Below are 26,221 nucleotides of genomic sequence, written 5' to 3' on the forward strand. Positions count from 1 at the left end.
TGCGTACCGCCCCCGCGGTGCGAGAGCGAAAGGGACGCGGACGGGATGTACGGCTGGATCTGGCGGCATCTGCCGGGCAACGCGTGGGTGCGCGCGCTGATCTCCCTCGTACTCGTCCTCGCGGTGGTCTACGTGCTGTTCCAGTACGTCTTCCCGTGGGCCGAGCCGCTCCTTCCGTTCAACGACGTAACGGTGGACGAGGGATCGGGAGCCACTCCGTGAGCGCGCGCATTCTGGTCGTGGACAACTACGACAGCTTTGTCTTCAACCTGGTCCAGTACCTGTACCAGCTCGGCGCCGAGTGCGAGGTGCTGCGCAACGACGAGGTCGCCCCCGCCCACGCCCAGGACGGCTTCGACGGCGTGCTCCTCTCGCCGGGGCCGGGCACCCCCGAGGAGGCGGGCGTCTGCGTCGACATGGTCCGCCACTGCGCCGCCGCCGGCGTCCCCGTCTTCGGCGTCTGCCTCGGCATGCAGTCCATGGCCGTCGCGTACGGCGGCGTCGTCGGCCGCGCGCCCGAGCTGCTGCACGGCAAGACCTCCCCGGTGGTCCACGAGGGTCTCGGCGTCTTCCGCGGGCTCCCCTCGCCCTTCACCGCGACCCGCTACCACTCGCTCGCGGCCGAGCCGCAGACCCTGCCGGACGTGCTGGAGGTCACGGCGCGGACCGAGGACGGCATCATCATGGGCCTGCGCCACCGCGAGCACGACGTCGAGGGCGTGCAGTTCCACCCCGAGTCGGTGCTCACCGAGTGGGGCCACCGGATGCTCGCCAACTGGCTCGTCCGCTGCGGCGACGAGGGCGCCGTCGAGCGCTCCGCGGGGCTGGCCCCGGTGGTGGGCAAGGCCGTCGCGTGACCTCGCTCGCGCCGTCCGCCTCCACGGAGGGCCGGGCCGCGCGGCGCAGGGCCGCCCAGCAGGCCGCCAGACGGGCCCGCAGGCGCGGGGGCGGGCGGAGGCGCAAGCGGCCCGCCTCGGGCGGCCCTGTGGTCGTCCTGAGCCGCCTGGCGGGCGAACTGCTGATCACCACGGGACTGGTGATGCTGCTGTTTGTGGCCTACCAGCTCTGGTACACCAACGTGCTCGCGCAGCGCACGGCCGACGGGGCCGCCGGCTCGCTGCTCCAGACCTGGGAGCGGCAGCCCGAGGGGGACGCCGCCCCGCCCCCGGCCGCCTTCGAGCCGGGCCAGGGCTTCGCGATCCTCCACATCCCGAAACTGGACGTGAAGGTGCCCGTGGCCGAAGGCACCAGCAAGGCCAAGGTGCTGGACCGCGGCATGGTCGGGCACTACGCGGACGGCGGGCTGAAGACAGCGATGCCCTCGGACAAGGAGGGCAACTTCGCGGTGGCGGGCCACCGCAACACCCACGGGGAGCCGTTCCGCTTCATCAACCGGCTGGTGCCGGGCGATCCCATCGTGGTCGAGACCCGGGATGCGTACTACACGTACGAGATGGCCTCGGTGCTGCCGCAGACGCCGCCGACCAACGTGGCCGTGCTCAAACCGGTGCCGGAGGGCTCCGGGTTCACCGCCCCCGGCCGGTACATCACGCTCACGACCTGCACGCCCGAGTTCACCAGCACCTACCGCCTGATCGTATGGGGCAGGATGGTCGACGAACGCCCCCGCGGCCAGGGCGCTCCGCCCGCGCTGGCCGCCCGCTGAGCCCGCAGCGGCTCTCCCGCCCGAAGGACGAACCGCAGTGCCCCCTACCGCGCCGCCCCGGAACCGCAGTCTGCTCGCCGGGTTCCTGAGCCTGCTGGGCGAGTTCCTGATCACGGTCGGCCTGGTGCTCGGCCTGTTCGTGGCGTACTCGCTGTGGTGGACCAACGTCCTCGCCGACCGGCAGGCATCCTCCCGCGGCGACGAGATCCGCCGCCAGTGGCTGAGCGCCCCCGGGGCGGGCGCCCCCGCCGAGCCCGGCGCGCTGGACACGCAGGGCGGGGTCGGCTTCCTGCACGTGCCGGCGATGGGCGGCGGCGAGGTGCTCGTCAAGCGGGGCACGTCGCCCGAGGTGCTGAACCACGGCGTCGCCGGCTACTACACGGAACCGGTGAAGTCGGCGCTGCCCTGGGAGGCCTCCGGAAACTTCGCGCTGGCGGCGCACCGCGACGGGCACGGCGCCAAGTTCCACGACATCCACAAGATCGGCAGGGGCGACGCGATCGTCTTCGAGACGCGGGACACCTGGTACGTCTACAAGGTGTTCGCGGAGCTGCGGCAGACCTCCAAGTACAACGTCGACGTCATCGCCCCGGTGCCCAAGGAGTCGGGCAGGACGGCCCCGGGCCGCTACATCACCCTGACGACCTGCACCCCCGTCTACACGTCGAAGTACCGCTACGTCGTGTGGGGCGAGCTGGTGCGCACCGAGAAGGTCGACGCGAAGCGGACACCCCCGGCCGAGCTGCGCTGAGGCGGCGGGCCCCGGCCGGCACGCAAGAGGCCCGGCTCCTCCCGCGGGGGAGGAGCCGGGCCTCTCGTGGTGCCGGTTGCCGGTTGCCGGTTGCCGGTCGGCCTCCGGTCAGCGGCCTCCGGTCAGGCTTCCGAAGAAGCCGCCGTTGTTGCCGCCCTGCTGGCCGCCGCCGGGCACCGTGAAGACGTTCACCACCGTGCCGGGCTGGACGGTCGTCCCGGCGTTCGGGTCGGAGCGCACGACCACCGCGTTGTCGTCCGTCGGGCCCGACAGCACCTGGCCGAAGGTCAGTCCCCGCGCCGCGAGCTCCTGCTTGGCCTGTCCGACGGTCCGTCCGGGGAGGGGCGGGACCTGGGTCGGCTGCGCTCCTTTGCTGATCTGCACGTTGACCGTCGTCCCCGGGGCCAGCTGCTCCCCGGCCGGGTACTGCTGCTGGACGATCGTCTTCGGCGCGGCGCCCGGCGAGTCGACCTCGGTCGTGCTGCCCAGCTTCAGCTTCGCGGCGTTGAGCGCCTTGATCGCGTCCTCACGGGTCTTGCCCAGGAGGTCCGGCATCGCGGACTTGGCCGGCTCCTTGGCCACGGTCAGCGTGACCGTCGAGCCCTGCTGGGCCTGCGAGCCGGGCTTCGGGTTCTGCTCCAGGACCGTGCCGGGGGTCCGGTCGGACTCCTGGACCTTCTTCTCGACCTGGAACTTCTTGTCCCTGAGCGCCTTCTCCGCCTCCTCGAACGGCATGTTGAGGACATCGGGAAGGGACTGGAGCGGAGCGCCGGCGGAGATCGTCAGCTTGATCACGGTGCCCTCGTCGACCCGGGCCTCCGGGGCCGGGTCCTGCTTGCAGACGTTGCCCTTGGGCTGGTCCGCGCAGGTCTCGTCGCCCGCCTTCTCCACCTTGAGGCCGACGTTGTCGGCGCTCCGCTGCGCCGCGTCGAACGTCTGGCCGATCAGCCTGGGCACGGCGGGCCGGTTGTCGGCCCCGCCGCTGAAGAGGGAGCGGCCGATCAGGATCGCCCCGACCAGCACCAGTATCCCCGCCGTGACGAGCAGGATCGTCGAGGCGCGGCTCTTCTTCTGCTGCCTGCCGCGGCCGTGGCCCTGGTCGTAGCCGGGGCCCTGCTCCGGGTAGTAGCCGCCGTCGCCGCCCGGGGGCATCGGCGGCAGCATCGACGTCTGGCCGGCGTCGGCCGGGCGCATGGCGGTGGTCGGCTGCTCGTAGCCCTGCGGCCCGTACGCGTGGTTCGGGTCGGGGTAGCCGTAGCCGGCCGCGCCCATCGCCGCGGTGGCGGCGACCGGCTGGCCCTCCAGGCAGGCCTCGATGTCGGCGCGCATCTCGTCGGCCGACTGGTAGCGGTAGTCGGGGTCCTTGACGAGCGCCTTCAGCACGATCGCGTCCATCTCGGGCGTGATCTCGGGGTCGAAGTTCGACGGCGGCTGGGGCTCTTCGCGGACGTGCTGGTAGGCGACCGCCACAGGGGAGTCGCCGATGAACGGGGGCCGCACGCACAGCAGCTCGTACAGCAGGCAGCCCGCGGAGTAGAGGTCGGAGCGCGCGTCGACCTGCTCGCCCTTGGCCTGCTCCGGGGAGAGGTACTGGGCGGTGCCGATGACGGCCGCGGTCTGGGTCATCGTCATGCCCGAGTCGCCCATGGCGCGGGCGATGCCGAAGTCCATGACCTTGACCTGGCCGGTCCGGGTGAGCATGACGTTGGCGGGCTTGATGTCGCGGTGGACGATGCCGGCGCGGTGCGAGTACTCCAGCGCCTGGAGGATGCCGATGGTCATCTCCAGCGTGCGCTCGGGCAGCAGCTTGCGGCCGGAGTGCAGGAGTTCGCGCAGGGTCGAGCCGTCCACGTACTCCATCACGATGTACGGGATGGAGATGTTGTCGACGTAGTCCTCGCCGGTGTCGTAGACCGCGACGATCGCCGGGTGGTTGAGCGAGGCGGCCGACTGGGCCTCGCGCCGGAACCGGGCCTGGAAGGACGGGTCTCGGGCCAGGTCGGCGCGCAGGGTCTTGACGGCGACGGTACGGCCGAGCCGGGTGTCGTGCGCGAGGTAGACCTCGGCCATGCCACCGCGGCCGAGCACGTGGCTCAGCTCGTACCGGCCGCCGAGGCGACGCGGCTCTTCCATAACGTTCCAGCCCTCTCCGTCAGTCCCGACCGCACCCGTGTGTGGTCCGGCGGTGTGCTGTTCGCGCAAAGGCTACCGGCCGATCGTCGGTGATCGGTTGGTGGCCACAGCCTGATACCGGACCGGTACAGTGCGCGCGCTTGCGGGCACCGCCGGCGGTCCGGTCCCCCGCGGCGGCCCTCGCGCCCCGCGGCGGTCGCTCCATTGTCCGTCCCGTCCGCCGGTCCACCGCGTCCGTCAGATCCTGCTCTTCAGGACGGCCTCCATGACGGCCTTGGCGACCGGGGCGGCCAGGCCGCCGCCGCTGATGTCCTCGCGGTCGGCGCTGCTGTCCTCGATGACGACGGCGACGGCGACCGGGGAGGTGCCGTCCGGGTTCTGGACGTAGGAGATGAACCAGGCGTAGGGGCGCTTCTTGTTGCCCTCGCCGTGCTGGGCGGTGCCGGTCTTGCCGCCGACCTTGGCGCCCTTGATCTGCGCCTTGGTGCCGGTGCCCTGCTCGACGACGTCGACCATCGTCTGCTGGATCTTCTGCGCGTTCGCGGCGGAGAGCGGGCGGCTCATCTCCTGCGGCTCGTGCTTCTCGACCACGTCGAGGTTGGGCGCCGTCAGCTGGTCGACCATGTACGGCTTCATCAGCTTGCCGTCGTTGGCGATGGCGGCGGTCACCATGGCCATCTGCAGGGGGGTGGCCGCGGTGTTGAACTGGCCGATGGAGCTCTGGGCGTTGCCGTCGCGGTTCATCGTCTTGTCGTAGACGCTCGCGAAGGCGCGGACCGGGGTGTCGATCTTGTCGTTGTTGAAGCCGAACTTCTCGGCCGTCTCGACCATCTTGTCGCGGCCGACCTTGTCGCCGAGGTTGGCGAAGACCGAGTTGCAGGAGACGCGCATCGCCGCGAGGAGGCTGGCCTTCTCGCAGCCGCTGGCGTGGTTGACCATCGGGGTCCGGGTGCCGGGCAGGATGTACGGCTCCGGGGTGTCCGTCGGCTCGTTGATGTCCTTCACGACGCCGTGCTCCAGCGCGGCGGCCGCGGTGACGACCTTGAAGGTGGAGCCGGGCGGGTACGTCTCGCGCAGGGCGCGGTTGACGAGCTTCTTGTCCTCGCCGTCCTTCAGCTCGACCCAGGCCTTCTCGTCCGCCTTGGAGTTGCCCGCGAAGCTGCCGGGGTCGTACGACGGGGTGCTGACCAGGGCCAGGATCGCCCCGGTGCGCGGGTCGATGGCCGCGACCGCGCCCTTCTTGTTGCCGAGCGCGTCGTACGCGGCCTTCTGCACGTCCGGCATGAGCGTGGTGACGACGTTGCCGCCGGCCTTCTTCTCGCCGGTGAACATGCCGATGGTGCGGTCGAAGAACAGCCGGTCGTCGTTCCCCGTGAGGATCTTGTCCTCCAGGGCCTCCAGCTGCGTGGCCCCGAAGGCCTGCGAGGCGTAGCCGGTGACCGGCGCCCAGAGGGCGCCGTCGACGTAGGTCCGCTTGTACTTGTAGTCGCTGCCGTCGGTGGCCGCGGAGCCGGTGATGGCCTGGCCGCCCTTGACGATGATGTTGCCGCGCTGGATCGCGTACTGGGCGATCTGGACCCGGCGGTTCTCCTTGCGGGTGCTGAGCTCCTCGGCCTGCACGTACTGCAGCCAGTTCGTGCGGACGAGCAGGGCCAGGACCAGCAGCCCGCAGAAGATCGAGATGCGGCGCAGCGGCTTGTTCATGACGGGCGGACCACCTGGGTCATCTCGGAGTCGGGGGACGGCGCGGGGGCGGGCGCGGGGCGGCGCGCGGTGTCGCTGATCCGGATGAGGATGCCGATCAGGGCCCAGTTGGCGAGGACGGACGAACCGCCGGACGCGAGGAAGGGCATGGTCATACCGGTCAGCGGGATCAGTCCCATGACGCCGCCGGCGACGACGAAGATCTGGAGCGAGAAGGCTCCGGACAGGCCGATGGCGAAGAGCTTGCCGAACGGGTCGCGGGCGGCCAGCGCGGTGCGCACACCCCGCTCGATGATCAGGCCGTAGAGCAGGAGGAAGGCCATCACACCGGCGAGCCCGAGCTCCTCGCCGACCGTGGAGAAGATGAAGTCGGAGTTCGCGGCGAAGCCGATCAGGTCCGAGTTGCCCTGGCCCCAGCCGGTGCCGAGGACGCCGCCGGAGCCGAAGCTCATGATCGACTGGCCGACCTGCTCGCAGGCGCCCGAGGTGGTGTAGCAGCCGAAGGGGTCGAGCCAGGCGTTGACGCGGGCCTGGACGTGGCTGGCGAAGGTGCCGACGACGACGGCGCCGCCGACGCTCATGAGCAGGCCGATCACGATCCAGCTGGTCCGCTCGGTCGCCACGTACAGCATGATCACGAACATGCCGAAGAAGAGCAGCGAGGTGCCGAGGTCGTTCTCGAAGACGAGGATGAGCAGGCTCATCGCCCAGATCATCAGGATCGGGCCGAGGTCGCGGCCGCGCGGCAGGTAAAGGCCCATGAAGCGGCGCGAGGCCAGGGCGAGGGCGTCGCGCTTGACCATGAGGTAGCCGGCGAAGAAGACCGCGATGACGATCTTGGCGAACTCGCCCGGCTGGATGGAGAAGCCGGCGACGCTGATCCAGATCTTCGCGCCGAAGACGTCCGCGCCGAGGCCCGGGATGACCGGCAGGATCAGCAGGACGAGCGCCGCCGCCATCGAGATGTACGTGAACCGCTGCAGCGTGCGGTGGTCCTTCAGGAGCAGCAGCACCGCGGCGAACAGGGCGATGGCCACCGCGGTGTACATCATCTGGCGCGGGGCCGACTCCGAGAACGCGCCGAAGCTCCGCTTGGCCAGGTTCTGCAGCCGCTCGGACTGGTCGAGCCGCCAGATCAGCACGCAGCCGAGGCCGTTGAGGAGCGTGGCGATCGGCAGCAGCAGCGGGTCGGCGTACTTGGCGTAGCGGCGTACGACGAAGTGGGCGAGGCCCGCCAGGACGGCGAGGCCGCCCCCGTAGGCGAGCATGCCCGGGGGCAGCTCCCCGTGGATCGCGAGACCCACGTTGGCGTAGGCGAAGATCGGGATGACCACGGCGAACACGAGCAGCATGAGCTCGGTGTTCCGCCGGCTCGGCAGCTCGATGGCACCGATGGTGGTCGTGTTGGTGACAACGCTCATGGTGTGGCAGGCCCCCTGTGCCCGCGTGGGTCTACTGCTTCTGGCACTGGCCGACCAGCTGCTGCTCCTCGGGAGTCAGGCTGGGGCCGGGTGTCGGGCTGTTCTGCGCCTCGCCCTTGCGGCGCTCCTCTTCCTTCTTGCACGCGGCGACCTGGGTCCCGAGTTCATCGACCTTCTTGCGGGCCCCGTCGAGGCTGGTCTCGCCGATGGTGTCCTCCACCAGCTTCCGCTTGAAGGGCGGCAGGTACTTCAGTTCGATGTCGGGGCGGTCGGTCTCCACCTTGGAGAGCTGCAGCGGCCCCAGATTCTGGCTGATGCCGCGGAAAAGCGCCACGTGGTCGCCCTTGACGCCGATGTAGTACTGGGTCTGCGTCCAGCGGTGGGCCGCGTAGAGGCCGCCGCCGACGACGCCGGCGACGAGCAGCAGGAGCAGGGTGCGGGTGGTCCACTTGCGCCCTTTGCCGCGGCGCCTGCGGGGGTTGTCGTAGCCGTCGTCGAAGGCGGCTCCGTCGTCGTACGGCTCGGGGTCGCCGAAGCTGCCGTACGCGCCCCCGGACTGGCTCTGGTCGGGGTAGCCGTAGCCGGGGACGTCGCCGCTGCCGGGCGGCCCGAAGGCGCCGGCGGGCGGGGGCGCCTGCCGGCCGAGGCCGGCGGCGCGGCCCGCGGGGGTCTGCATGGCGCCGCCGTCGAAGAGCTGGTGCTGGTTCTCGGCGACCGCGCCGACGACGACCGGGGTGTCGTTCAGCTGGGCGGCGAGCGTGTCGCCGCTGTCGGTGTCGAGGACGTCGGCGACGATGCAGGTGATGTTGTCCGGTCCGCCGCCGCGCAGGGCGAGCTGGATCAGGGACTGCACCGTCTCGTGCGGGCCGTGGTAGTCGGCGAGGGTCTCCTCCAGCGTCTGGTGGGAGACGACGCCGGAGAGGCCGTCGGAGCAGATCAGGTAGCGGTCGCCCGGCCGGACCTCGCGGATCGACAGGTCGGGCTCGACGGTGTCGCCGCTGCCCAGGGCCCGCATGAGCAGTGAGCGCTGCGGGTGGGTGGTGGCTTCCTCTTCCGTGATGCGGCCCTCGTCGACGAGGCGCTGCACCCAGGTGTGGTCCTGTGTGATCTGCGTCAGGACGCCGTCGCGCAGCAGGTACGCGCGGGAGTCGCCGACGTGGACCAGGCCGAGCCGCTGGCCCGTCCACAGCAGGGCGGTCAGCGTGGTGCCCATGCCTTCGAGCTGGGCGTCCTCCTCGACCATGATGCGCAGCTGCTCGTTGGCGCGCTGCACGGCGGAGCCGAGGGAGGTGAGGAGGTCGGAGCCCGGGACGTCGTCGTCGAGCTGCACGAGCGAGGAGATCACCTCGGAGCTGGCGACCTCGCCGGCGGCCTGGCCGCCCATGCCGTCGGCGACCGCGAGGAGGCGCGGGCCGGCGTACCCGGAGTCCTCGTTGCCCTCCCGGATCATGCCCTTGTGGGATCCGGCGGCGAACCGCAGGGACAGACTCATGTGCACCTGCCCTGTCGACGCCTCGTCGGGGTACAGCCGGTCTCGAGCCACACTGCCCACCCTCCGGTCGGGAGCGCGCTCGGGTCCGTGCCCCGGGCGGGACGGACTGCCGCGGCTCGCTCGCTCCGCTCGCTCATTCTCGTACTACTTCCGCAGCTCGATGACGGTCTTGCCGATGCGGATCGGGGCGCCCGGCGGGATGGGCGTCGGGGTGGTCAGCCGGGTCCGGTCGAGGTACGTGCCGTTCGTGGACCCGAGATCCTCGACGATCCACTGGCCGTCACGGTCGGGGTAGATCCTGGCATGGCGGCTGGAGGCGTAGTCGTCGTCCAGCACGATGGTGGAGTCGTGGGCCCGGCCCAGCGTGATCGTCTGGCCGGCCAGGGCGACCGTGGTGCCGGTCAGGGTGCCCTCGGAGACGACGAGCTTGGTGGGCGCGCCCCGGCGCTGGCGCTGCTGCGGGGGCCCGGCGGCCTGGCGGCCGGCCGCTTGCGGCGCCGCGGCACCGCTGCCGCGGCGCGAGCCGCGCTGCGTGACGCGCGTACCGAAGAGGTCGCTGCGGATGACCTGGACGGCCACGATGACGAACAGCCACAGAACGGCCAGGAAACCCAACCGCATGACCGTCAGGGTCAGCTCTGACATTGCCCCCGCTTCACCCTTCGGCTTGCCGGTAAATGATGGTGGTGCTGCCCACGACGATCCGCGAGCCGTCGCGGAGCGTAGCGCGGGTGGTGTGCTGCCCGTCCACCACGATGCCGTTGGTGGACCCGAGATCCTGGATCGTCGAGGGCGTTCCGGTCCGGATCTCGCAGTGCCGGCGTGAGACGCCGGGGTCGTCGATCCGCACGTCGGCCTCGGTGCTTCGGCCGAGTACGAGCGTCGGGCGGGAAATCTGGTGGCGGGTGCCGTTGATCTCGATCCAGTGGCGCCGCGGGCCGCCGCCGGGGGCGGCGGGTCCGGCCGGGGCGCCGGGCCGGTGCGCGGGGGCGCCCGGCGGCGGTGCGGCCGGCATGGGCGGCGCGGCGACCGGCGGGTAGCCGTAGCCGCCCGGCTGGCTCTGCGGGGACTGGGCCTGGGACGTGCTGGCGGCCAGGGTCCGGCTGCGGACCCGGTAGAGGCCGGTGTCCAGGTCCTCGGCCTTCTCCAGGTGGACCTTGATCGGGCCCATGAAGCTGTAGCGCTGCTGCTTGGCGTAGTCGCGGACGAGGCCCGCGAGCTCGTCGCCGAGCTGGCCCGAGTAGGGGCTCAGGCGCTCGTAGTCGCCGGTGCTCAGCTCCACGATGAAGTCGTTGGGGACGACCGTCCGCTCACGGTTCCAGATCGTGGCGTTGTTGTCGCACTCCCGCTGGAGGGCGCCGGCGATCTCGACAGGCTGGACCTCGGACTTGAAGACCTTGGCGAAGGTGCCGTTCACCAGACCTTCGAGTCGCTGCTCGAACCGCTTCAGAACTCCCATGGGGCACCTCCTCCGTCGCTGTCGCCCTGTACTGCTTACTGATCGTATCCACGCGTGGCGGATTCGGGTGGTTCCCCCTGGGACCTGTGCGGACGAGTGTTGGTCCTCACAAGGGATCGTAGGGGTGCGCAAGGGACAGTGTCCCGCACCCGGAGCGCTGGGCGGGAGGGGCGTTCCGGGTCGGCTCCCGGGTGCCCGCGGAAAGCGATGTGAATCCACCCCCGATGACGTGCTAATGTTTCGACGTCGCCAGGGGGACGGACCGAAAGGGAAGAACCACTGGGACGCCGCTCGGGCGAGTGGCGGAACGGCAGACGCGCTGGCTTCAGGTGCCAGTGTCCTTCGGGACGTGGGGGTTCAAATCCCCCCTCGCCCACTGACAGGACCCCCGGTTCGGAGAAATCCGCACCGGGGGTTCTTTCGTCATGTCCCCAACTCAGTGTGACGCGGCCGACTTTCGTCGGCCGGAACGCGACGAAAGAGGGCGGCCACGGGCCCGCGCGGGTGTCTAGGGTCGTCGCGTGGATGTGACGGCGAAGACACGTGCGGGCCTCCGGTGGCTGCGGGGCCCCGAGCCCTGGACCGGCCGGATGCTCGCGGCCGACCTGGCACTGGCCGCGGGCGTCGCGCTGCTCGGCCTCGGTGTGGAGGAGCTCGACAGCGGCGGCCCGGTGCGCATGGCCCTCGGCGCCGCGGCCGTGTTCCCGCTGGTCCTGCTGCGCCGCCGGCTGCCCGCCGCGACCCTCGTCGCCGCCGCCGCCGTCGGGCCGTTCCTCCCCGGCACGGTGCTCGTCACCCTGCCGCTCGGCTGGTCCGCGGGCCGGCGCATCGTCGGTGCCGGGCGGGCGCTCGCGGCGTTCGTCCTGGCCTTCCTCGCCTCCGTGGGCTTCGGCGTCCTCGAACAGTGGGCGGGCATGCGGCCGCTGCTCGTCGTCGTCTTCACCACGCTGATGTTCCTGGTGACGACCGTCATGCCGGGCCTCGCCAGCCGGTACTGGTCGCAGCGCCGGACCCTGCTCCAGGCCCTCCAGGAGCGCAACGGGCAGCTCCTGCGGGAGCGGGCGATGGTCGCCGGGCAGGCCCGGCTGCGCGAACGCCAGCGGATCGCCCAGGACATGCACGACAGCCTCGGCCACCAGCTCGCCCTGATCTCGGTGCACACCGGCGCCCTGGAGGTCGACCCGGAGCTCACCGACCGCCAGCGCGAGGCCGTCGGGGTGCTGCGGCAGGCCTCGGTGTCGGCCATGCACGAACTGCGCGAGGCCGTCGGCATCCTGCGCGACGGCGTGGAGGCGCCCGCCCCGGTCGAGGAGGCGCAGCCCGCCGCCCGCGGGGTCGCCGGCATCGCCGGGATCGTCGAGGCGGCGCGCAGCGCGGGAACCGACGTGCGGCTGGGCACGGCGGGCAGGCCCCGGCCGCTGGCCGCAGCGTGCGACCACGCCGCGTACCGGATCGTGCAGGAGGCGCTGACCAACGCCTACAAGCACGCGCCGGGCGCGTCGATCGCGGTCGAACTGCGCTACGAGGACGACTCCCTGGTCGTGGAGGTCGCCAACGGGCCGGCCCCCGCGGCGGCCGCCGGTGCGGTGGTCTCCGGCGGGCAGGGGCTCACCGGCCTGCGGGAGCGGGCCCGGCTCGTCGGCGGGATGGTGCACGCAGGGGCGACCGCCGACGGCGGCTTCCGGATCGCCGGCGTGCTGCCGTACGGGGCCGAGCCGGCCGGGGCCGAGGACGCCGCCGACGACTTCGGCCAGCAGGAGCGGGGGCTCGCCGGGGCGCCGCCGATGGACTGGGCGGCCGTCGACCGGGAGCTCGCCGTACGGGGCCGCAGCCGGCTCGGGGGGCTCGCGCTGGGCTGCGGCATAGCGGTCGCCTCCCTGGTGGCGCTGCTGATCGTGTTCGCCGCCATGATCGCCCTGTTCATCGGGTCGGCGAACAACGCCATGATCAGCCGGGCGGACTACGACCGGGTGCGCGTCGGCGATTCCGAGCAGTCGGTGCGGGACCGGCTGCCCGACGGGGACAGCTTCCTGACGGACGGCCTTGACCGGAAGGGGCCGCCGCGGCCCGAGGGCTCGGAGTGCCTGGCCCTGATGTCGGTCGACGACTCGGACTTCGGCACCGATACGGTTTTCCGGTTCTGCTTCAAGGACGGCAAGCTCGTCGACAAGCAGTCGTACGAGGCCGAGCAGTAGGAGCACGGGTGACAGCCAAGGTGATCCGCGTGGTGATCGCTGACGACGAGCCGCTGATCCGGGCGGGGATCAGGATGATCCTGACCTCGGACCCGGCGATCGAGGTCGTGGCGGAGGCGTCCGACGGCCGGCAGGCGGTGGACCTCGCCCGCGCCCACACCCCGGACGTGGTGCTGCTCGACATCCAGATGCCGGTGATGGACGGCCTGACCGCGCTCGGCGAGCTGCGCCGGGCCGCCCCCGAGGTGAGGGCGCTGGTCCTGACGACCTTCGGGGAGAAGGAGAACGTGCTGCGGGCACTCGGCCAGGGAAGCGCCGGGTTCCTGCTGAAGGACTCGGCGCCGGGCGAGCTGATCGGCGCGGTCCGGGCGGCCGCCGCGGGCGACGCCTACCTCTCGCCCGGGGCGACCCGGCACGTCGTGGACCAGCTGGCCTCCGGCCGGGCCGCCGCCCGCAGCGAGGAGGCGCGGCGGCGGATCGCCGAGCTGAGCGAGCGGGAATGCGGGGTGCTGGCGCTGCTCGGCGAGGGGCTGTCCAACGCGGACGCCGGCCGGCGGCTCCACATGAGCGAGGCGACGGTGAAGACGTACGTCAGCCGGATCCTGTCCAAGCTGGGCTGCGAGAACCGCGTCCAGGCGGCGCTGCTGGCCAGGGACGCCGGGCTGTAGGTAGGTTCGCCGCCATCGGAAGGCAACGGGACCGCGGCGGCAGCCGCGGGCGGGGCGGGGGAACGCATGACGGTGGCGGAGCAGTACGCGGCGGGCGCGGGCCTGGCCGCATCGGTGCTCGGGGCGGCGGACGGCGGCCGGATCCCGGCCGTGCGCGGTTTTGCGCCGCGGCACGAGGCGGGTTCGCCGAGGGAGACCGGCAAGGCGCTGCGCGACCGCGTCCCGCGGTCCGCGCACGCCCGGTTCGAGCCGCCCGCCGGACGGCCCGACGCGGTGCAGGCCGTGGAGGAGTCCAACGCCGGGCGGGTGGCCGCGCTGACGCCGATACGGGTGGGCCGGATGGCCGCGAACCCGTTCGCGTTCCTGCGCGGCGCGGCCGGGCTGATGGCGCACGACCTGTCCGGCGGGCCGGTGACCGGGATCGGCGCCCAGATCTGCGGCGACGCGCACGCGGCGAACTTCGGGCTGTACGGCGACGCACGCGGCGGCCTCGTCATGGACCTCAACGACTTCGACGAGACCGTCTTCGGCCCGTGGGAGTGGGACCTGAAGCGGCTGGCGACCTCGCTCATCCTGGCGGGCCGGGTGGCCGGCGCGGGGGAGGACGCCTGCCGGGCGGCCGCCCACGACGCGGTCGGCGCCTACCGGCGCACCCTGCGGCTGCTGGCGAAGCTGCCCGCGCTGGACGCATGGAACGCCATCGCGGACGAGGAGCTGGTCTCCCACACCGACGCCCGCGACCTGCTGGGCACGCTCCAGCGGGTCATGGAGAAGGCCCGCAACAACACCTCCGCCCGGTTCGCCGCCAGGTCGACGGAGCCGGGCCCCGACGGCGGGCGGCGCTTCGTCGACGCCCTGCCGGTGCTGCGCCGGGTCGGGGACGCGGAGGCGGCCGCCGTGGCCTCGTCGCTGGACCCGTACCTGCGGACGCTGCAGGGCGACCGGCTGCCGCTGCTCGCCCGGTACGCGATCCACGACGTGGCCTTCCGGGTCGTGGGCACCGGGAGCGTCGGCACCCGCTCGTACGTGGTGCTGCTGGTGGACCACCGGGGCGAGGCGCTGGTGCTCCAGGTGAAGGAGGCGCGGCCGTCGGTGCTGCTGCCGCACCTGCCGGAGGTGGGCTTCGCCGCCCGCGCCGAGGAGCACGAGGGCCGGCGGGTGGTGTCCGGGCAGAAGCGGATGCAGGTGGTGTCCGACATCCTGCTGGGCTGGACCACCGTGGAGGGCCGCCCGTACCAGGTGCGGCAGTTCCGCAATCGCAAGGGGAGCGTGGACCCGGCGGCGCTGACCGCGGCCCAACTCGACGACTACGGCCGGATGACCGGCGCCCTGCTGGCCCGGGCGCACACGCACACGGCGGATCCGCGGCTGCTGGCCGGCTACTGCGGCAAGAACGGCGAGCTGGACGATGCCGTCACCGCGTTCGCGGTGGCCTACGCGGACCGCAGCGAGGCCGACCACGCCGACCTGGTGGCGGCGGTGCGGGCGGGGCGGATCGCCGCGGAGTCCGGTGTCTGAGGTGCGGCCGGCCGGAGACCCGGGGAACGGCGCCGCCCGGGTCACGGTCGCGGACCGATGTTCCACGTGAAACATCGGTCCGGGCACACCGGCCTTAGGCTGGCCGGGTGAGCGAGCAGCAGACTGAGGAAACCGCCGCCGGGGCACCCGGCGGCGCCGGTGGCGGTGCGGCCGGCGGCGAGCGGCCCGAGGCCCGCCTGGAGCGGGCCGTGCGCGCGGCCGAGCAGGCGCTGATCGAGTTCGAGATCGCGGTCGAGACCTTCCGGGTGGAGGTGGAGAACTTCTCCCGGCTGCACCACCAGAAGCTCGGCCCGATGTACGCGCGCCTCGACGAGCTGGACGCGCTGATCGCGGAGGCCCGCGCGGCGCGCACCGGCGACGAGGAGGACCTGCGGCTGGCCCGCGAGGCCCGGTCGCTGGTGATGCCGATGCCGGGCGTCGACGAGCTCTTCCACGACTGGATGGACTCCGACGGCATCTCCGACGACGCGGCCGCGATGCTCACCGACCGGCCGGTGCGGCCGCCGCAGCGCGTGCGGCCCACGGAGGAGGTCCGCCGGCTCTACCGCGACCTGGTCCGCCGGGCCCACCCGGACCTCGCGCAGGACGACGCCGAGCGGGAGCGCCGCGACGCCTTCATCGCACGGGTCAACGCCGCTTACGGGCGCGGCGAGGAGCAGGCGCTGCGCGAGCTGGCCGCCGAGTGGGAGGCCGGCCCCGCCGCCGCCCAGGCGCAGGGGTACGGCGAGAGCGAGGAGCTGTACGCCCGCCTGGAGTGGCTGGCGCAGCGCAAGGAGCTGCTGTCCGTGGTGGCGCGGGAGCTGGAGGACAGCGCGATCGGCGCCATGCTGCGGATGGCGCCCGAGGATCCGGACGGGCTGCTCGACGAGATCGCGGAGCAGCTGCTCGCGCAGGTCTCCGAGAAGGAGGCCCTGCTGGCGGAGCTGGCCGACCGGGCCTAGGGCCTGTCCGGCGGATCACGGCCGGGCCCGCGGCGTCCGGCACGGCACCTCGCCGCGTTGTCGGACCGCGCACGTACGCCCAGTACGCCGCGGCCCTCCGCCTTGCGATGCACCGCACCGGACACCGCGACCCGGCAAACCTTCCCGGCCACAGCACTGGCGGGCCTCGCGGGCCCGGCCGTGATCCGCCGGACAGGCCCTAAGGTGGGGGGCCGGACCTGTGACGAGAGAGGGCGACGTATGAACTTCGGGCCGCTTCCCTCGGTGGACGCCGCCGCGGTGCCCGCCGAAGGGTTTGTCCTGGACGTCCGCGAGGACGACGAGTGGGCCGCGGGCCACGTCGAGGGCGCGCTGCACATCCCCATGAGCGACTTCGTGGCCCGCTTCGGCGAGCTGACGGAGGCCGTCGAGGACGGCCGCCGGGTCCACGTGGTGTGCCGGGTCGGCGGGCGCTCCGCCCAGGTGACGCAGTACCTGGTCCGCCAGGGCATCGACGCGGTCAACGTCGACGGCGGCATGCAGGCCTGGCAGGGCGCCGGCCGCGCGATGGTGACGGAGACCGGCGCCGACGCCTTCGTCCTGTAGGCACACGCCCTCAGGAGAGCGGGTGGGCGGCCAGCAGGTCGCCCAGTTCCTCCTCGTGGGCGGCGGCCGGCCCGAGCTGGAGCTCCAGCTGCTTGGCCCAGGCGTGGTAGCGGTGCAGGGGGTAGGCGGTGTCGGCGCCGACGCCGCCGTGCAGGTGCTGGGCGGTCTGGACGATGCGGCGCACCCCCTCCGACGCCCAGATCTTGGCGACGGCGAGGTCGCCGGCCGCGGGGAGCGGGCCGCCGGCCCCCTCGGCGCCGGCGTCCAGGCGCCAGGCCGCCTGCCAGAGGACGGCCTCCATCGCGCGCAGGTCGACGTACCGGTCGGCGGCCTGGACGGCGACCGCCTGGAACGTGGCCACCGGGAAGCCGAACTGCTGCCGCTGCGAGGTGTACCGGCCGGTCATGCCGAGGACGGCCGAGCCGACGCCGGCCGCGAGCGCGCACGTCCCGAGGGTGAGGAGCCGGCGCAGCCGCTCCCAGGCCTGCGGGTCCTCCAGGAGGTGCGCCGCGGGGACGCGGACCCCGGTCAGGGTCAGCTCCGCGAGCCTCTCCCCGCTGGTGGAGAACTGGTCGGCGAGGACGAGGCCCGGCGCGCCGCGCGGTACCAGCGCGAGTACGGCCGCCCCGCCGCCGGTGTGCGCCGGTACGGCGGTCCAGTCCGCGCCGTGCGCCCAGGGCACGGCGGTCTGCACGCCGTCCAGGACCCAGTCGGCTCCGTCGCGGCGGGTGGTGACGGCGAGTTCCGCCGGGTCGTGGCCGGTGCGGCCGTGCGCGGCGGCGGTCAGGACGAGGCGGCCGGCGCCGGCGCCGGGCAGCAGGGCCGCGGCCAGTTCGGGCCCGGCATGGGCCTGGACCGCCGCGGCGGCCGCGCAGTGCTCCAGCAGCGGCACGCGGGCGAGCACCTTGCCCGCCTCGCGCAGCACCAGGCACAGGGCGGTGGCGTCCAGGCCGGCGCCGCCGTGCTCCTCGGCCACGAGCAGGCCGAGGAGGTCCGCGGAGGCGAGGCGGGACCACAGCGCGCGGTCGAAGTCGTCCGCGACGGCGCCGGGGACCAGCGCCGGGCTCGGCACCCCGTCCGGTGCCGTGTCGGCGAAGACGGCTGCGGCCGCCTCCACGGCGGCCTGCTGCTCCTCGGTGAAGGTGAAGTCCACTGCCCGTCCTCCCGCGTGCGCCGGAACCCGCCCTGTACCTGACGGAGCGTCAAGATAGGGCAGGTTCCGGCAATTGGACAGGCCGCGGCGGGCCGCGGTGTGTCAGCGGTCGAAGTCGATCTCGACTTCCTCGGTCAGCGCGTGCGACTGGCAGGCCAGCACGAAACCGGCCTCCGTCTCCTCCGCCTCCAGGGCGAAGTTCCGGTCCATCCGGACCTGGCCCGACACCACGAACGCGCGGCAGGTGCCGCAGACGCCGCCCTTGCAGGCGTACGGCGCGTCCGCCCGGTTCCGCAGGACCGTGTCCAGCAGGGACTCGCCGTCCTGCACGGGCCAGGTGCCGGCGCGGCCGTCCAGGCGGGCGGTGACCCGGCCGTGGGCCGGCGCCGGGGCTGCGGCCGTGGGCGCGGCGGGCGCGGCGGCGTCCTCGACGTGGAAGACCTCCTCGTGGACCCGGCTGCGGACCACGCCCAGCGAGCCGAGGGCCCGCTCCGCCTCGACGACCAGCCCGTACGGCCCGCACAGGTACCAGCCCGTCACGTCGGCGACGGGCAGCAGCGCCGGGAGCAGGCCGGTCAGCCGCTCCTGGTCGAGCCGGCCGGAGGGCAGGCCCGCCTCCTGCTCCTCGCGGGAGAGCACCGTCACCAGCTGGAAGCGGTCCGGGTAGCGGTCCTTGAGGTCGGCGACCTCCTCCAGGAACATCGTCGACGCCGCCGTGCGGTCGCTGCGCACCAGGCAGAACCGGGCGTCGGGCCGGGCCGCGAGCAGCGTCGCCGCGATCGACAGCACCGGGGTGATGCCGCTGCCGCCGACGACGGCCGCGTAGTGGGCGCCGGCCGGGGCGGCCGCCGGGTCGAGGACGAAGCGCCCGGCCGGGACCATCACCTCCAGCACGTCCCCCGCGGCGGCCTCCTTGTGCGCGAAGGTGGAGAACTCGCCGCCCTCCACCAGGCGGACGCCGACGCGGAGCGCCTCCGGGCCCGGACCGGCCGGGTCGGGGGCCGGGGAGCAGACCGAGTACGTGCGCCGGACCTCCGTGCCGCCGGGGGTGGTGCGGCGCAGCGTCAGGTGCTGGCCCGGGGCGTGCCGGTAGGCGTCGCGCAGCTCCTCGGGGACGGACAGCGTCAGCGCCACGGAGTCGTCGGTGAGCCGGTCGACCGCCGCCACCGTCAGCCGGTGGAAGGCGCCGTGGCGCGCGGGTCGCGCGGGGCTCGGCGCGGGCGCCGGCGTCGTCGCGGCCATCTACAGCTCCTTGAAGTGGTCGAACGGTTCACGGCAGGCGGTGCAGCGGCGCAGCGCCTTGCACGCGGTGGAGGAGAAGCGGCTCAGCAGCTCGGTCTCGGTGGACCCGCAGTGCGGGCAGCGCACCGACAGGGCGACCGGCACCGGCCCGTCCGCCGTGTGCGGGCGGGGCGGGGCGATGCCGAACTCGGCGAGCTTGCGGCGGCCTTCGGCCGTGATGTCGTCGGTCGACCAGGCCGGGGAGAGCACCGTGCGCACCCGCACGTCGGGGATGCCGTGGCCGGCGAGGACGCGCTCGATGTCGGCGGACATCGCCTCCACCGCCGGGCAGCCGGTGTAGGTGGGGGTCAGGATGACCTCGGCGTGGCCGTCCTCGTGCATCCGCACGCCGCGCAGGACGCCGAGGTCGGCGAGCGTGAGCACGGGCAGCTCCGGGTCCGGGACGGAGCCGGCGAGGGCCGCCAGCTCCTCCTCCAGGCGGCTCGCGGTCGCGGTGCCGGCTCCGGAGCCGGCCGGGCCGGTCACCACGACGCCCCCGGATGGCTGCGGTGCAGGTGCTGCATCTCGGCGAGCATCCTGCCGAACGGCTCGGTGTGCAGGCCCTGCCGGCCGGCGCCGGCCGCCCAGGCGCCGGTGCGCGGTCCCTCGGGGAGGGCGAGGCCGGCCCGCTCCAGCACGTCGGTCAGCGCGGCGAGCCAGCGGCCCTCCAGGGCCGCCCAGGCGATCCCGTCGAGCCCCTCGACCGGCTGGAACATCTCCCCCGTGAACTTCCACAGGGCGTCCAGCGCGGCCCGCATCCGGCGCCGGCTCTCCTCCGTGCCGTCGCCGAGGCGGAGGGTCCACTGCACGGCGTGGTCGCGGTGGTAGGCGGTCTCCTTGACGGCCTTCGCGGCGAGCCCGGCGAAGGGGCCCTCCCCGGCGGCGAGGTCGGTGTGCAGCTCGTGCTGGTACAGGCTGAAGTACAGCTGCCGGGCGATGGTGTGGGCGAAGTCCCCGTTCGGCTGCTCGACGAGCTGGAGGTTGCGGAAGGACCGCTCCTCGCGGAGGAAGGCCATCTCGTCCTCGTCGCCCGCCATGGACAGCAGGAAGCGGGCCTGCCCGAGCAGGTCGAGTGCGATGTTGGCGAGGGCGACCTCCTCCTCCAGCTCGGGGGCGTGGCCGGCCCATTCGCCGAGGCGGTGCGAGAGGACCAGCGCGTCGTCGCCGAGGGCGAGGGCGGCGGAGACCGTGGTGTCGGCGGTGTCGGCGGTGTCGGCGGCGGTCACAGGTGGCTCACCCCCTCCGGGATGTCGTAGAAGGTCGGGTGCCGGTACGGCTTGTCGGCGGCGGGCGCGAAGAAGGGGTCGCGCTCGTCGGGCGAGGAGGCGGTGATCTCGGCGGAGGGCACCACCCAGAGGGAGACGCCCTCGCTGCGCCGGGTGTACAGGTCGCGGGCGTTGCGCAGGGCCATCTCGGCGTCCGGCGCGTGGAGGCTGCCGGCGTGCGTGTGCGACAGGCCTCGCCGCGAGCGCACGAACACCTCCCACAGCGGCCAGTTCTGCGTCATACCCGTGCCTCCTCGTTCCGTGCCGCCGCGGCCGGTGCCGCCGCGTGCTTGCGTGCGTAGGCCGCGGCGGCCTCGCGGACCCACGCGCCCTCCTCGTGCGCCCGGCGGCGCTGGCTCAGCCGCTGCTCGTTGCAGGGGCCGTTGCCCTTGAGGACCTCCCAGAACTCCGCCCAGTCGATCGGGCCGAAGTCGTAGTGCCCGCGCTCCTCGTTCCATTTCAGGTCCGGGTCGGGCAGGGTCAGGCCGAGGGTCTCGGCCTGGGGGACGGCGATGTCGACGAAGCGCTGGCGCAGCTCGTCGTTGGAGTGGCGCTTGATCCGCCACGCCATGGACTGCGCCGAGTGCGCCGACTCGTCGTCCGGCGGGCCGAACATCATCAGCGACGGCCACCACCAGCGGTCCACCGCGTCCTGCGCCATCGCGTGCTGCTCCGGGGTGCCCTTGGACAGGGCGAGGAGCAGCTCGAAGCCCTGCCGCTGGTGGAAGGACTCCTCCTTGCAGATGCGGACCATCGCGCGGGCGTACGGGCCGTAGGAGCAGCGGCACAGCGGCACCTGGTTGGTGATCGCCGCGCCGTCCACGAGCCAGCCGATCGCGCCGACGTCCGCCCACGTCAGCGTCGGGTAGTTGAAGATCGACGAATACTTCTGCCGACCGGAGTGCAGCTTGTCGAGCAGCTCGTCCCGGCTGGTGCCGAGGGTCTCGGCCGCGCTGTACAGGTACAGGCCGTGCCCGGCCTCGTCCTGCACCTTGGCCATCAGGATCGCCTTGCGCCGCAGCGAGGGCGCGCGGCTGATCCAGTTGGCCTCGGGCTGCATGCCGATGATCTCGGAGTGGGCGTGCTGCGCCATCTGGCGGACGAGCGAGGCGCGGTACTCCTCGGGCATCCAGTCGCGCGGCTCGACGCGCTCGTCGGCCGCGACCGCGGCGTCGAACGCCGCCGCGAGCTGCGCCCCGAGGTCAGCCCCGAGGCCCGAGTCCTGCCCCGATTCCGGGGTCACTGCCACCATCCCGGCCCCCTGCCAGAGTCTCCGTACCGCCCGACCGACCGATCGTTCGGTTCATGCTCTTCAATGGTGAGACGGCGCCCCGTAGGGTGTCAACCTCTGAGGTCAACCCTGTGGACGGCGAAACGATCGGGGCGGGATGGAAGCGAACCGGCGCGAGGCCCCGGAGGAGCCCCTTCCGCACGGCTCCCCGCCGCCCGCCCGGCCCCCCGGCATCGCGGGCCTCGGCACCCCCGGCCGCATCGTCGCCTCGGCCGCCCTGGCCGCGGTCGCCCTCACCGCCTGCGCGCACCTCGCGGCCGTCTTCCTGCACGTCGCCCCGGCCAACACGCTCGGCAAACGGCACGCGCGGGCCGTGGACGCCTGGATCTACCCCGAGTTCGAGCAGAACTGGAAGCTCTTCGCCCCCAACCCCCTCCAGCAGAACATCGCCGTCGAGGCGCGCGCCCAGGTCCGCACCCGCGACGGCGGCCTCGTCACCGAGGCGTGGCGCGACCTCTCCGCCGAGGACGGCGCGGCCATCCGGCACAGCCTGTTCCCCAGCCACACCCGCCAGAACGAGCTGCGGCGGGCCTGGGACTTCTTCACCGCCTCCCACGACGAGGAGGACCGGCCCGTCGGCGAGCGCGGCGGGCTGTCGGAGCAGTACCTGAAGCGGATCGCGCTGAACCGGCTGCGGGCCGCCCGCCCCGCCGACGGCGGCGAGATCGTCCGGGTCCAGCTGCGCTCCGCCACCCGCGCGGTCGCGGCCCCCGCGTGGAGCGACGAGGAGACCGACACCCGCCCCTACCACCGGGAGCTGTCGTGGTGGACGGTGTGAGAAGGGCCCGGGCCGCCGCCGGCCGCGCCCTGGCCCGCGCCACGGGGGAGGCGCTCGGCCCGTACCAGAGCGCCGTCGTCCGCATCGGCTTCGCGACCACCTGGCTGTGCTTCCTGCTGCGCGAGTTCCCCCACCGGCACGAGCTGTACGGGCCCGACGGCCCCTGGAGCTGGGAGCTGGCCCGGAGCCTCGTCGCCTCCAACCACGCCTTCACCGTCCTGCTGTGGTCGGACTCGGCCCTGTGGTTCGAGGCCGTGTACGCGCTGTCCGCGGCGGCGAGCGCCCTGCTCGCCCTGGGCTGGCGGACCCGGGCGGTGTCCGTCGTGTTCATGGCCGGGGTGCTCTCGCTGCAGAACCGCAGCGTGTTCATGGGCGACGGCGGGGACAACGTCATCCACCTGATGGCGATGTACCTGGTGCTGACCCGGTGCGCGCGGGTGTGGTCGCTGGACGCCCGCCGGGCGCGGCGGCACGGCACGGCCTCGGCCGGGGCGGCCGGGCCGGTGCTGTGGGGCGTGCTGGGCGCGGTGTTCGCGTTCGGGACGGTGACCGGGCGGCTCGGTCACGGCTGGGTCGCCGCCTTCGCCGCCCTGTGGGTCGTCTGCGCCGTGTGGTGGATGGTCGACCGGTACGAGCCGCGCAGCGAGGCCCGGGCCGTCCTCGACGTCCTCGCGAACACGGTGCACAACGCGGCGATGCTCGTGATCGCGGCCGAGGTGTGCCTGATCTACGCCACCGCCGGCTGGTACAAGATCCAGGGCTCGCGGTGGCAGGACGGGACCGCCCTGTACTACCCGCTCGGCCTCGACTACTTCAGTCCCTGGCCCGAGCTGTCCTCGCTGCTGGCAGGCAGCGGCACGCTGGTGATGCTGCTGTCGTACGGCACGGTCGCGGTCCAGGTGGCGTTCCCGTTCACGGTCTTCCAGCGGCGCGTCAAGAACGTCCTGCTCGCCGTGATGGTGCTGGAGCACGCGGGCATCGCCGTGCTGCTGGGGCTGCCGTTCTTCTCCATGGCGATGATCGCCGCCGACGCGGTGTTCCTGCCGACCGCGTTCCTGCTGTGGACGGGGGCCCGGGCGGCAGGAGCGCGCGCCGGGCTGGCGCGGCGGCTGCGCCGGGCGCGGCCGGGGGGTCAGGGCGGCCCGGGCGGCCCGGCGGCGGGCGCGGGGCTCCCGGGGCAGCGGGCCCCCGGCGGCGCATCGGGGACGGAGCCCGGTCCCGCGCCGTCGGGTGCGCGGGCCGCGGAGTGAGCGCGGCGCCGTAGGGTCGGGGCATGAGCGACGAGACGGTGCGGGAGTGGCAGGCGGGGCTGGAGCAGGACGGGCTCGTGCTGCTCGACGGGTTCCACGCCCTCAAGCACGCCCTGCGGTTCGGTGCCGACGTGCGGATCGCGGTGGCCCAGGACCCCGACGGCGCGCTCGCGCTGGCCGCGCAGCTCGCTCCGGACGTCCTCGGCGACGTCCGGCGGCTGCTCCGCCGCGCCGACCTGCGCGGACTGGTCGCGCGCGTGCACCCCACCGGGGTCGCGGCACTGGCCGTACGGCCGGACCCGGCGCAGGGGCGGGCCCTGCTGGACCGGCGCCCGCGGAGCGCGCCCGTGGTGGTGCTGGACAACCCCCGCAACCTCGGCAACGTCGGAGCCGTGGTGCGGCTGGCCGCCGGCTTCGGCGCCACGGGCGTGGTGACTCGCGGCGACCTCGACCCGTGGCACCCGAACGTGGTCCGGGCCGGCGCCGGGCTGCACTACGCGACGACCGTGGACCGGGTCACCCTCGACACCCTGCCCGAGGGCCCGCTGTACGCGCTCGACCCGGAGGGCGGGGACATCCGCGGCCTCACGCTCCCGGACGACGCGCTGCTGGCCTTCGGCTCCGAGCGCCACGGCATCTCGCCGGAGCTGCGCGCCCGCGCCGACCACCTGGTATCGCTGCCGATGAGGCCGCAGGTGTCCAGCTACAACCTGGCCACCAGCGTGGCGATGTCCCTCTTCCACTGGGGCGGGCCCAAGGCCGGCTGAGCCGGCCCCGCCCCGCCCCCCGGCCGCGGCAGTCCGCCGCGGCCGGCACGCGGCCGTCAGGCCTGGCGGCGGACCTCCACCATGCGGAACCGGTTCGCGACGAACGCCCCGTCGCACAGCGCCGCGTTCGCCGCGGGGTTGCCGCCCGAGCCGTGGAAGTCGGAGAACGCGGCGGTCTGGTTGACGTACACCCCGCCGGTCAGGTTCAGCGACAGCTGCGCCGACTCCTCCAGGCAGACCTCCTCGACGGCCCGCTCGGTGTCCGCCGAGGTGGTGTACGCGCCCACCGTCATGGCGCCCTTCTCGCGGACCGTGCGCCGCAGCAGCTCCAGGGCGTCCGCCGTGGAGTCCACGGCGACCGCGAAGGAGACCGGGCCGAAGCACTCGGAGAGGTAGGGCGCCGAGTCGTCCGGCTTGGCCGCGTCCAGCTTCACCACCACCGGCGTCCGGACCACGGCGTCCGGGAAGTCGGGGTTCGGGACCTCGCGGGAGGGTAGCGCCACCTCGCCGAGCCCGGAGGCCGCCTCCAGCCGGGCCCTGACGTCCGGGTTGACCAGGGCGCCGAGCAGCGCGTTGGCCCGGGCGTCGTCCCCGAGGAGGCCGCCGACCGAGGCCGCGATGTCCGCGACGACCTCGTCGTAGGACTTGCGGCCGGCGTCGGTGTCGATGCCGTCGCGCGGGATCAGCAGGTTCTGCGGGGTCGTGCACATCTGGCCGCTGTACAGCGACAGCGAGAAGGCCAGGTTCGCCAGCATGCCCTTGTAGTCGTCCGTGGAGTCGACGACGACGGTGTTGACGCCGGCCTTCTCCGTGTAGACCTGGGCCTGGCGGGCGTTGGCCTCCAGCCAGTCGCCGAACTCGGTGGAGCCCGTGTAGTCGATCACCTTGATCTCGGGGCGGACCGCGAGGGCCTTGGCGATGCCCTCGCCGGGGCGCTCGGCCGCCAGCGCCACCAGGTTCGGGTCGAATCCCGCCTCCGCCAGGACCGCGCGGGCGGCCTGCACGGTCAGGGCGAGCGGGAGCACCGCGCGCGGGTGCGGCTTGACCAGCACCGGGTTGCCGGTGGCGAGGGAGGCGAAGAGGCCCGGGTAGCCGTTCCAGGTGGGGAAGGTGTTGCAGCCGATCACCAGGGCGATGCCGCGCGGGACGGCCTTGAAGGTCTTGTCCAGCCGCAGCGGGTCCTTCTTGCCCTGCGGCTTGGACCATGCGGCCTCGCCGGGCACGCGGGTCTGTTCCGCGTACGCGTACGCCACGGCCTCCAGGCCGCGGTCCTGCGCGTGGGGGCCGCCCGCCTGGAACGCCATCATGAACGCCTGGCCGCTGGTGTGCATCACCGCGTGCGCGAACTCGTGCGTCCGGGCGCTGATCCGGGACAGGATCTCGATGCAGACCAGGGCGCGCGCCTCCGGGCCGGCGTCCCGCCAGGCGGCCATGCCCGCCTTCATCGCGGGCAGCAGCACGTCCATGTCGGCGTGCGGGTACTCCACGCCCAGCTCCGGGCCGTAGGGGGAGACCTCGCCGCCGGTCCAGCCGTCCGTCCCCGGCTGGTCCAGGTCCAGGCGCGTGTCCCGCAGCGCCTCGAAGGCCGCCAGGCCGTCGGCCGGGGCGGTCTCGCCGTAGGCCTTCGGGTGCTCCGGGTGCGGGGACCAGTACGCGCGGGTGCGGATGGCCTCCAGCGCCTGGTCGAGGGTGGGCCGGTGCCGGGCGGAGAGCTCCGACAGGGCGGTCGTCTGGGGGCGGGTGGGCTCGGCGGCCATCAGGGACCAACTCCTCGTTGAGCCGGGCAAGATCGGACTGGATCGCGGGCTGGGATCAGGCAAGGGCGGGTGAAGACGAGCAGACTGGAGTTAGAGTAACCGAACGATCGGTCGGGACAAGAGGG

25 protein-coding genes and 1 tRNA gene are annotated in these 26,221 nt (G+C 73.4%); 13 read left to right on the forward strand and 13 right to left on the reverse strand.

The genetic code is table 11. The annotated features are described in order from the left end of the window. Window positions 1–45: 45 nt before the first annotated feature. The 4 genes from ACZ462_RS11260 to ACZ462_RS11275 are packed head-to-tail and all read left to right on the forward strand — an operon-like array spanning window position 46 to window position 2,417. Complete coding sequence (locus ACZ462_RS11260; protein ID WP_185902496.1) at window positions 46–222, forward strand: hypothetical protein; 177 nt, start codon at window positions 46–48, stop codon at window positions 220–222. Then, window positions 219–857: an aminodeoxychorismate/anthranilate synthase component II gene (locus tag ACZ462_RS11265; RefSeq protein WP_114053277.1), complete on the forward strand. Its 639-nt coding sequence runs from the start codon at window positions 219–221 to the stop codon at window positions 855–857. The genes ACZ462_RS11260 and ACZ462_RS11265 overlap by 4 nt, the downstream gene beginning before the upstream one ends. Continuing rightward, on the forward strand, window positions 854–1,666 hold the full coding sequence (locus ACZ462_RS11270; protein ID WP_467805951.1) for a class E sortase: 813 nt from the start codon (window positions 854–856) through the stop codon (window positions 1,664–1,666). The genes ACZ462_RS11265 and ACZ462_RS11270 overlap by 4 nt, the downstream gene beginning before the upstream one ends. A gap of 37 nt (window positions 1,667–1,703) precedes the next feature. Then, entirely contained in the window at window positions 1,704–2,417 is a 714-nt protein-coding gene (locus ACZ462_RS11275) for a class E sortase (protein WP_467805950.1), read from the forward strand. Between the two features lie 108 nt (window positions 2,418–2,525). Here ACZ462_RS11275 and pknB read toward each other — a convergent pair whose 3' ends face one another. The 6 genes from pknB to ACZ462_RS11305 form a co-directional block, all read right to left on the reverse strand. Beyond that, window positions 2,526–4,550, reverse strand: a complete 2,025-nt coding sequence (gene pknB / locus ACZ462_RS11280; protein WP_467805949.1) for a Stk1 family PASTA domain-containing Ser/Thr kinase — start codon at window positions 4,548–4,550, stop codon at window positions 2,526–2,528. A 237-nt stretch (window positions 4,551–4,787) separates the two neighbouring features. Next, window positions 4,788–6,254 carry a peptidoglycan D,D-transpeptidase FtsI family protein gene (locus ACZ462_RS11285; protein ID WP_467805948.1) on the reverse strand — a complete coding sequence of 489 codons (1,467 nt, stop codon included), beginning with the start codon at window positions 6,252–6,254 and terminating at the stop codon, window positions 4,788–4,790. Next, window positions 6,251–7,675, reverse strand: coding sequence for an FtsW/RodA/SpoVE family cell cycle protein (locus ACZ462_RS11290; RefSeq protein ID WP_467805947.1), 1,425 nt, complete (start codon window positions 7,673–7,675; stop codon window positions 6,251–6,253). The genes ACZ462_RS11285 and ACZ462_RS11290 overlap by 4 nt, the downstream gene beginning before the upstream one ends. Before the next feature lie 31 nt (window positions 7,676–7,706). Beyond that, on the reverse strand, window positions 7,707–9,167 hold the full coding sequence (locus tag ACZ462_RS11295) for a PP2C family protein-serine/threonine phosphatase (protein ID WP_467805946.1): 1,461 nt from the start codon (window positions 9,165–9,167) through the stop codon (window positions 7,707–7,709). A gap of 144 nt (window positions 9,168–9,311) precedes the next feature. Next, window positions 9,312–9,812: an FHA domain-containing protein FhaB/FipA gene (locus tag ACZ462_RS11300; protein WP_189807722.1), complete on the reverse strand. Its 501-nt coding sequence runs from the start codon at window positions 9,810–9,812 to the stop codon at window positions 9,312–9,314. 10 nt (window positions 9,813–9,822) lie between these two features. Then, a complete protein-coding gene (locus tag ACZ462_RS11305; RefSeq protein ID WP_467805944.1) occupies window positions 9,823–10,626 on the reverse strand; it encodes an FhaA domain-containing protein in 804 nt (267 codons plus the stop codon). A 293-nt stretch (window positions 10,627–10,919) separates the two neighbouring features. Between ACZ462_RS11305 and ACZ462_RS11310 the strand changes: the two genes are divergently transcribed. From ACZ462_RS11310 to ACZ462_RS11335, 6 genes are all read left to right on the forward strand, one after another. After that, window positions 10,920–11,002: transfer RNA gene (locus tag ACZ462_RS11310), tRNA-Leu, on the forward strand. Between the two features lie 145 nt (window positions 11,003–11,147). After that, window positions 11,148–12,821: a sensor histidine kinase gene (locus ACZ462_RS11315; protein WP_467805943.1), complete on the forward strand. Its 1,674-nt coding sequence runs from the start codon at window positions 11,148–11,150 to the stop codon at window positions 12,819–12,821. Window positions 12,822–12,829: 8 nt separating this feature from the next. Beyond that, window positions 12,830–13,489 (forward strand): response regulator, encoded by a 660-nt coding sequence (locus ACZ462_RS11320; RefSeq protein WP_114053285.1) that lies wholly within the window; start codon window positions 12,830–12,832, stop codon window positions 13,487–13,489. A gap of 66 nt (window positions 13,490–13,555) precedes the next feature. After that, window positions 13,556–15,007, forward strand: coding sequence for a DUF2252 domain-containing protein (locus ACZ462_RS11325; RefSeq protein WP_467805942.1), 1,452 nt, complete (start codon window positions 13,556–13,558; stop codon window positions 15,005–15,007). A 107-nt stretch (window positions 15,008–15,114) separates the two neighbouring features. Then, window positions 15,115–15,969, forward strand: a complete 855-nt coding sequence (locus ACZ462_RS11330; RefSeq protein WP_467805941.1) for a J domain-containing protein — start codon at window positions 15,115–15,117, stop codon at window positions 15,967–15,969. Window positions 15,970–16,209: 240 nt separating this feature from the next. Next, window positions 16,210–16,554 (forward strand): rhodanese-like domain-containing protein, encoded by a 345-nt coding sequence (locus tag ACZ462_RS11335; RefSeq protein WP_125540917.1) that lies wholly within the window; start codon window positions 16,210–16,212, stop codon window positions 16,552–16,554. Between the two features lie 10 nt (window positions 16,555–16,564). Here the strand turns inward: ACZ462_RS11335 and ACZ462_RS11340 are convergent, their stop codons facing one another. The 6 genes from ACZ462_RS11340 to paaA form a co-directional block, all read right to left on the reverse strand. Further along, window positions 16,565–17,707: an acyl-CoA dehydrogenase family protein gene (locus ACZ462_RS11340; RefSeq protein WP_467805939.1), complete on the reverse strand. Its 1,143-nt coding sequence runs from the start codon at window positions 17,705–17,707 to the stop codon at window positions 16,565–16,567. 102 nt (window positions 17,708–17,809) lie between these two features. After that, on the reverse strand, window positions 17,810–18,949 hold the full coding sequence (locus ACZ462_RS11345; RefSeq protein ID WP_467805938.1) for a 2Fe-2S iron-sulfur cluster-binding protein: 1,140 nt from the start codon (window positions 18,947–18,949) through the stop codon (window positions 17,810–17,812). After that, window positions 18,950–19,474: a 1,2-phenylacetyl-CoA epoxidase subunit PaaD gene (paaD, locus tag ACZ462_RS11350; protein WP_467805936.1), complete on the reverse strand. Its 525-nt coding sequence runs from the start codon at window positions 19,472–19,474 to the stop codon at window positions 18,950–18,952. Then, complete coding sequence (gene paaC, locus ACZ462_RS11355) at window positions 19,471–20,214, reverse strand: 1,2-phenylacetyl-CoA epoxidase subunit PaaC (protein ID WP_467805934.1); 744 nt, start codon at window positions 20,212–20,214, stop codon at window positions 19,471–19,473. Before paaC ends, paaD begins: the two co-directional genes overlap by 4 nt. Further along, entirely contained in the window at window positions 20,211–20,495 is a 285-nt protein-coding gene (gene paaB / locus ACZ462_RS11360) for a 1,2-phenylacetyl-CoA epoxidase subunit PaaB (protein ID WP_467805932.1), read from the reverse strand. The genes paaC and paaB overlap by 4 nt, the downstream gene beginning before the upstream one ends. Next, the gene (gene paaA, locus ACZ462_RS11365) at window positions 20,492–21,505 is read right to left on the reverse strand and encodes a 1,2-phenylacetyl-CoA epoxidase subunit PaaA (RefSeq protein WP_467805931.1); all 1,014 of its coding nucleotides are present in this window, start codon (window positions 21,503–21,505) and stop codon (window positions 20,492–20,494) included. The genes paaB and paaA overlap by 4 nt, the downstream gene beginning before the upstream one ends. A gap of 136 nt (window positions 21,506–21,641) precedes the next feature. On the opposite strand from paaA, the gene ACZ462_RS11370 reads away from it, so the two are divergent. From ACZ462_RS11370 to ACZ462_RS11380, 3 genes are read left to right on the forward strand one after another with little or no spacing between them, the layout of a single operon-like run. Further along, complete coding sequence (locus tag ACZ462_RS11370) at window positions 21,642–22,322, forward strand: DUF5819 family protein (RefSeq protein ID WP_467805929.1); 681 nt, start codon at window positions 21,642–21,644, stop codon at window positions 22,320–22,322. After that, complete coding sequence (locus ACZ462_RS11375; protein WP_467805928.1) at window positions 22,310–23,572, forward strand: HTTM domain-containing protein; 1,263 nt, start codon at window positions 22,310–22,312, stop codon at window positions 23,570–23,572. Before ACZ462_RS11370 ends, ACZ462_RS11375 begins: the two co-directional genes overlap by 13 nt. Window positions 23,573–23,595: 23 nt before the next feature. Next, the gene (locus ACZ462_RS11380; RefSeq protein ID WP_467805926.1) at window positions 23,596–24,339 is read left to right on the forward strand and encodes a TrmH family RNA methyltransferase; all 744 of its coding nucleotides are present in this window, start codon (window positions 23,596–23,598) and stop codon (window positions 24,337–24,339) included. Between the two features lie 56 nt (window positions 24,340–24,395). On the opposite strand, the gene paaN is transcribed toward ACZ462_RS11380, so the two are convergent. Further along, window positions 24,396–26,096 carry a phenylacetic acid degradation protein PaaN gene (paaN, locus tag ACZ462_RS11385; protein ID WP_467805925.1) on the reverse strand — a complete coding sequence of 567 codons (1,701 nt, stop codon included), beginning with the start codon at window positions 26,094–26,096 and terminating at the stop codon, window positions 24,396–24,398. Between the last annotated feature and the right edge of the window lie 125 nt (window positions 26,097–26,221).

It is taken from the genome of Streptomyces sp. NPDC031121 (genome assembly GCF_055570615.1).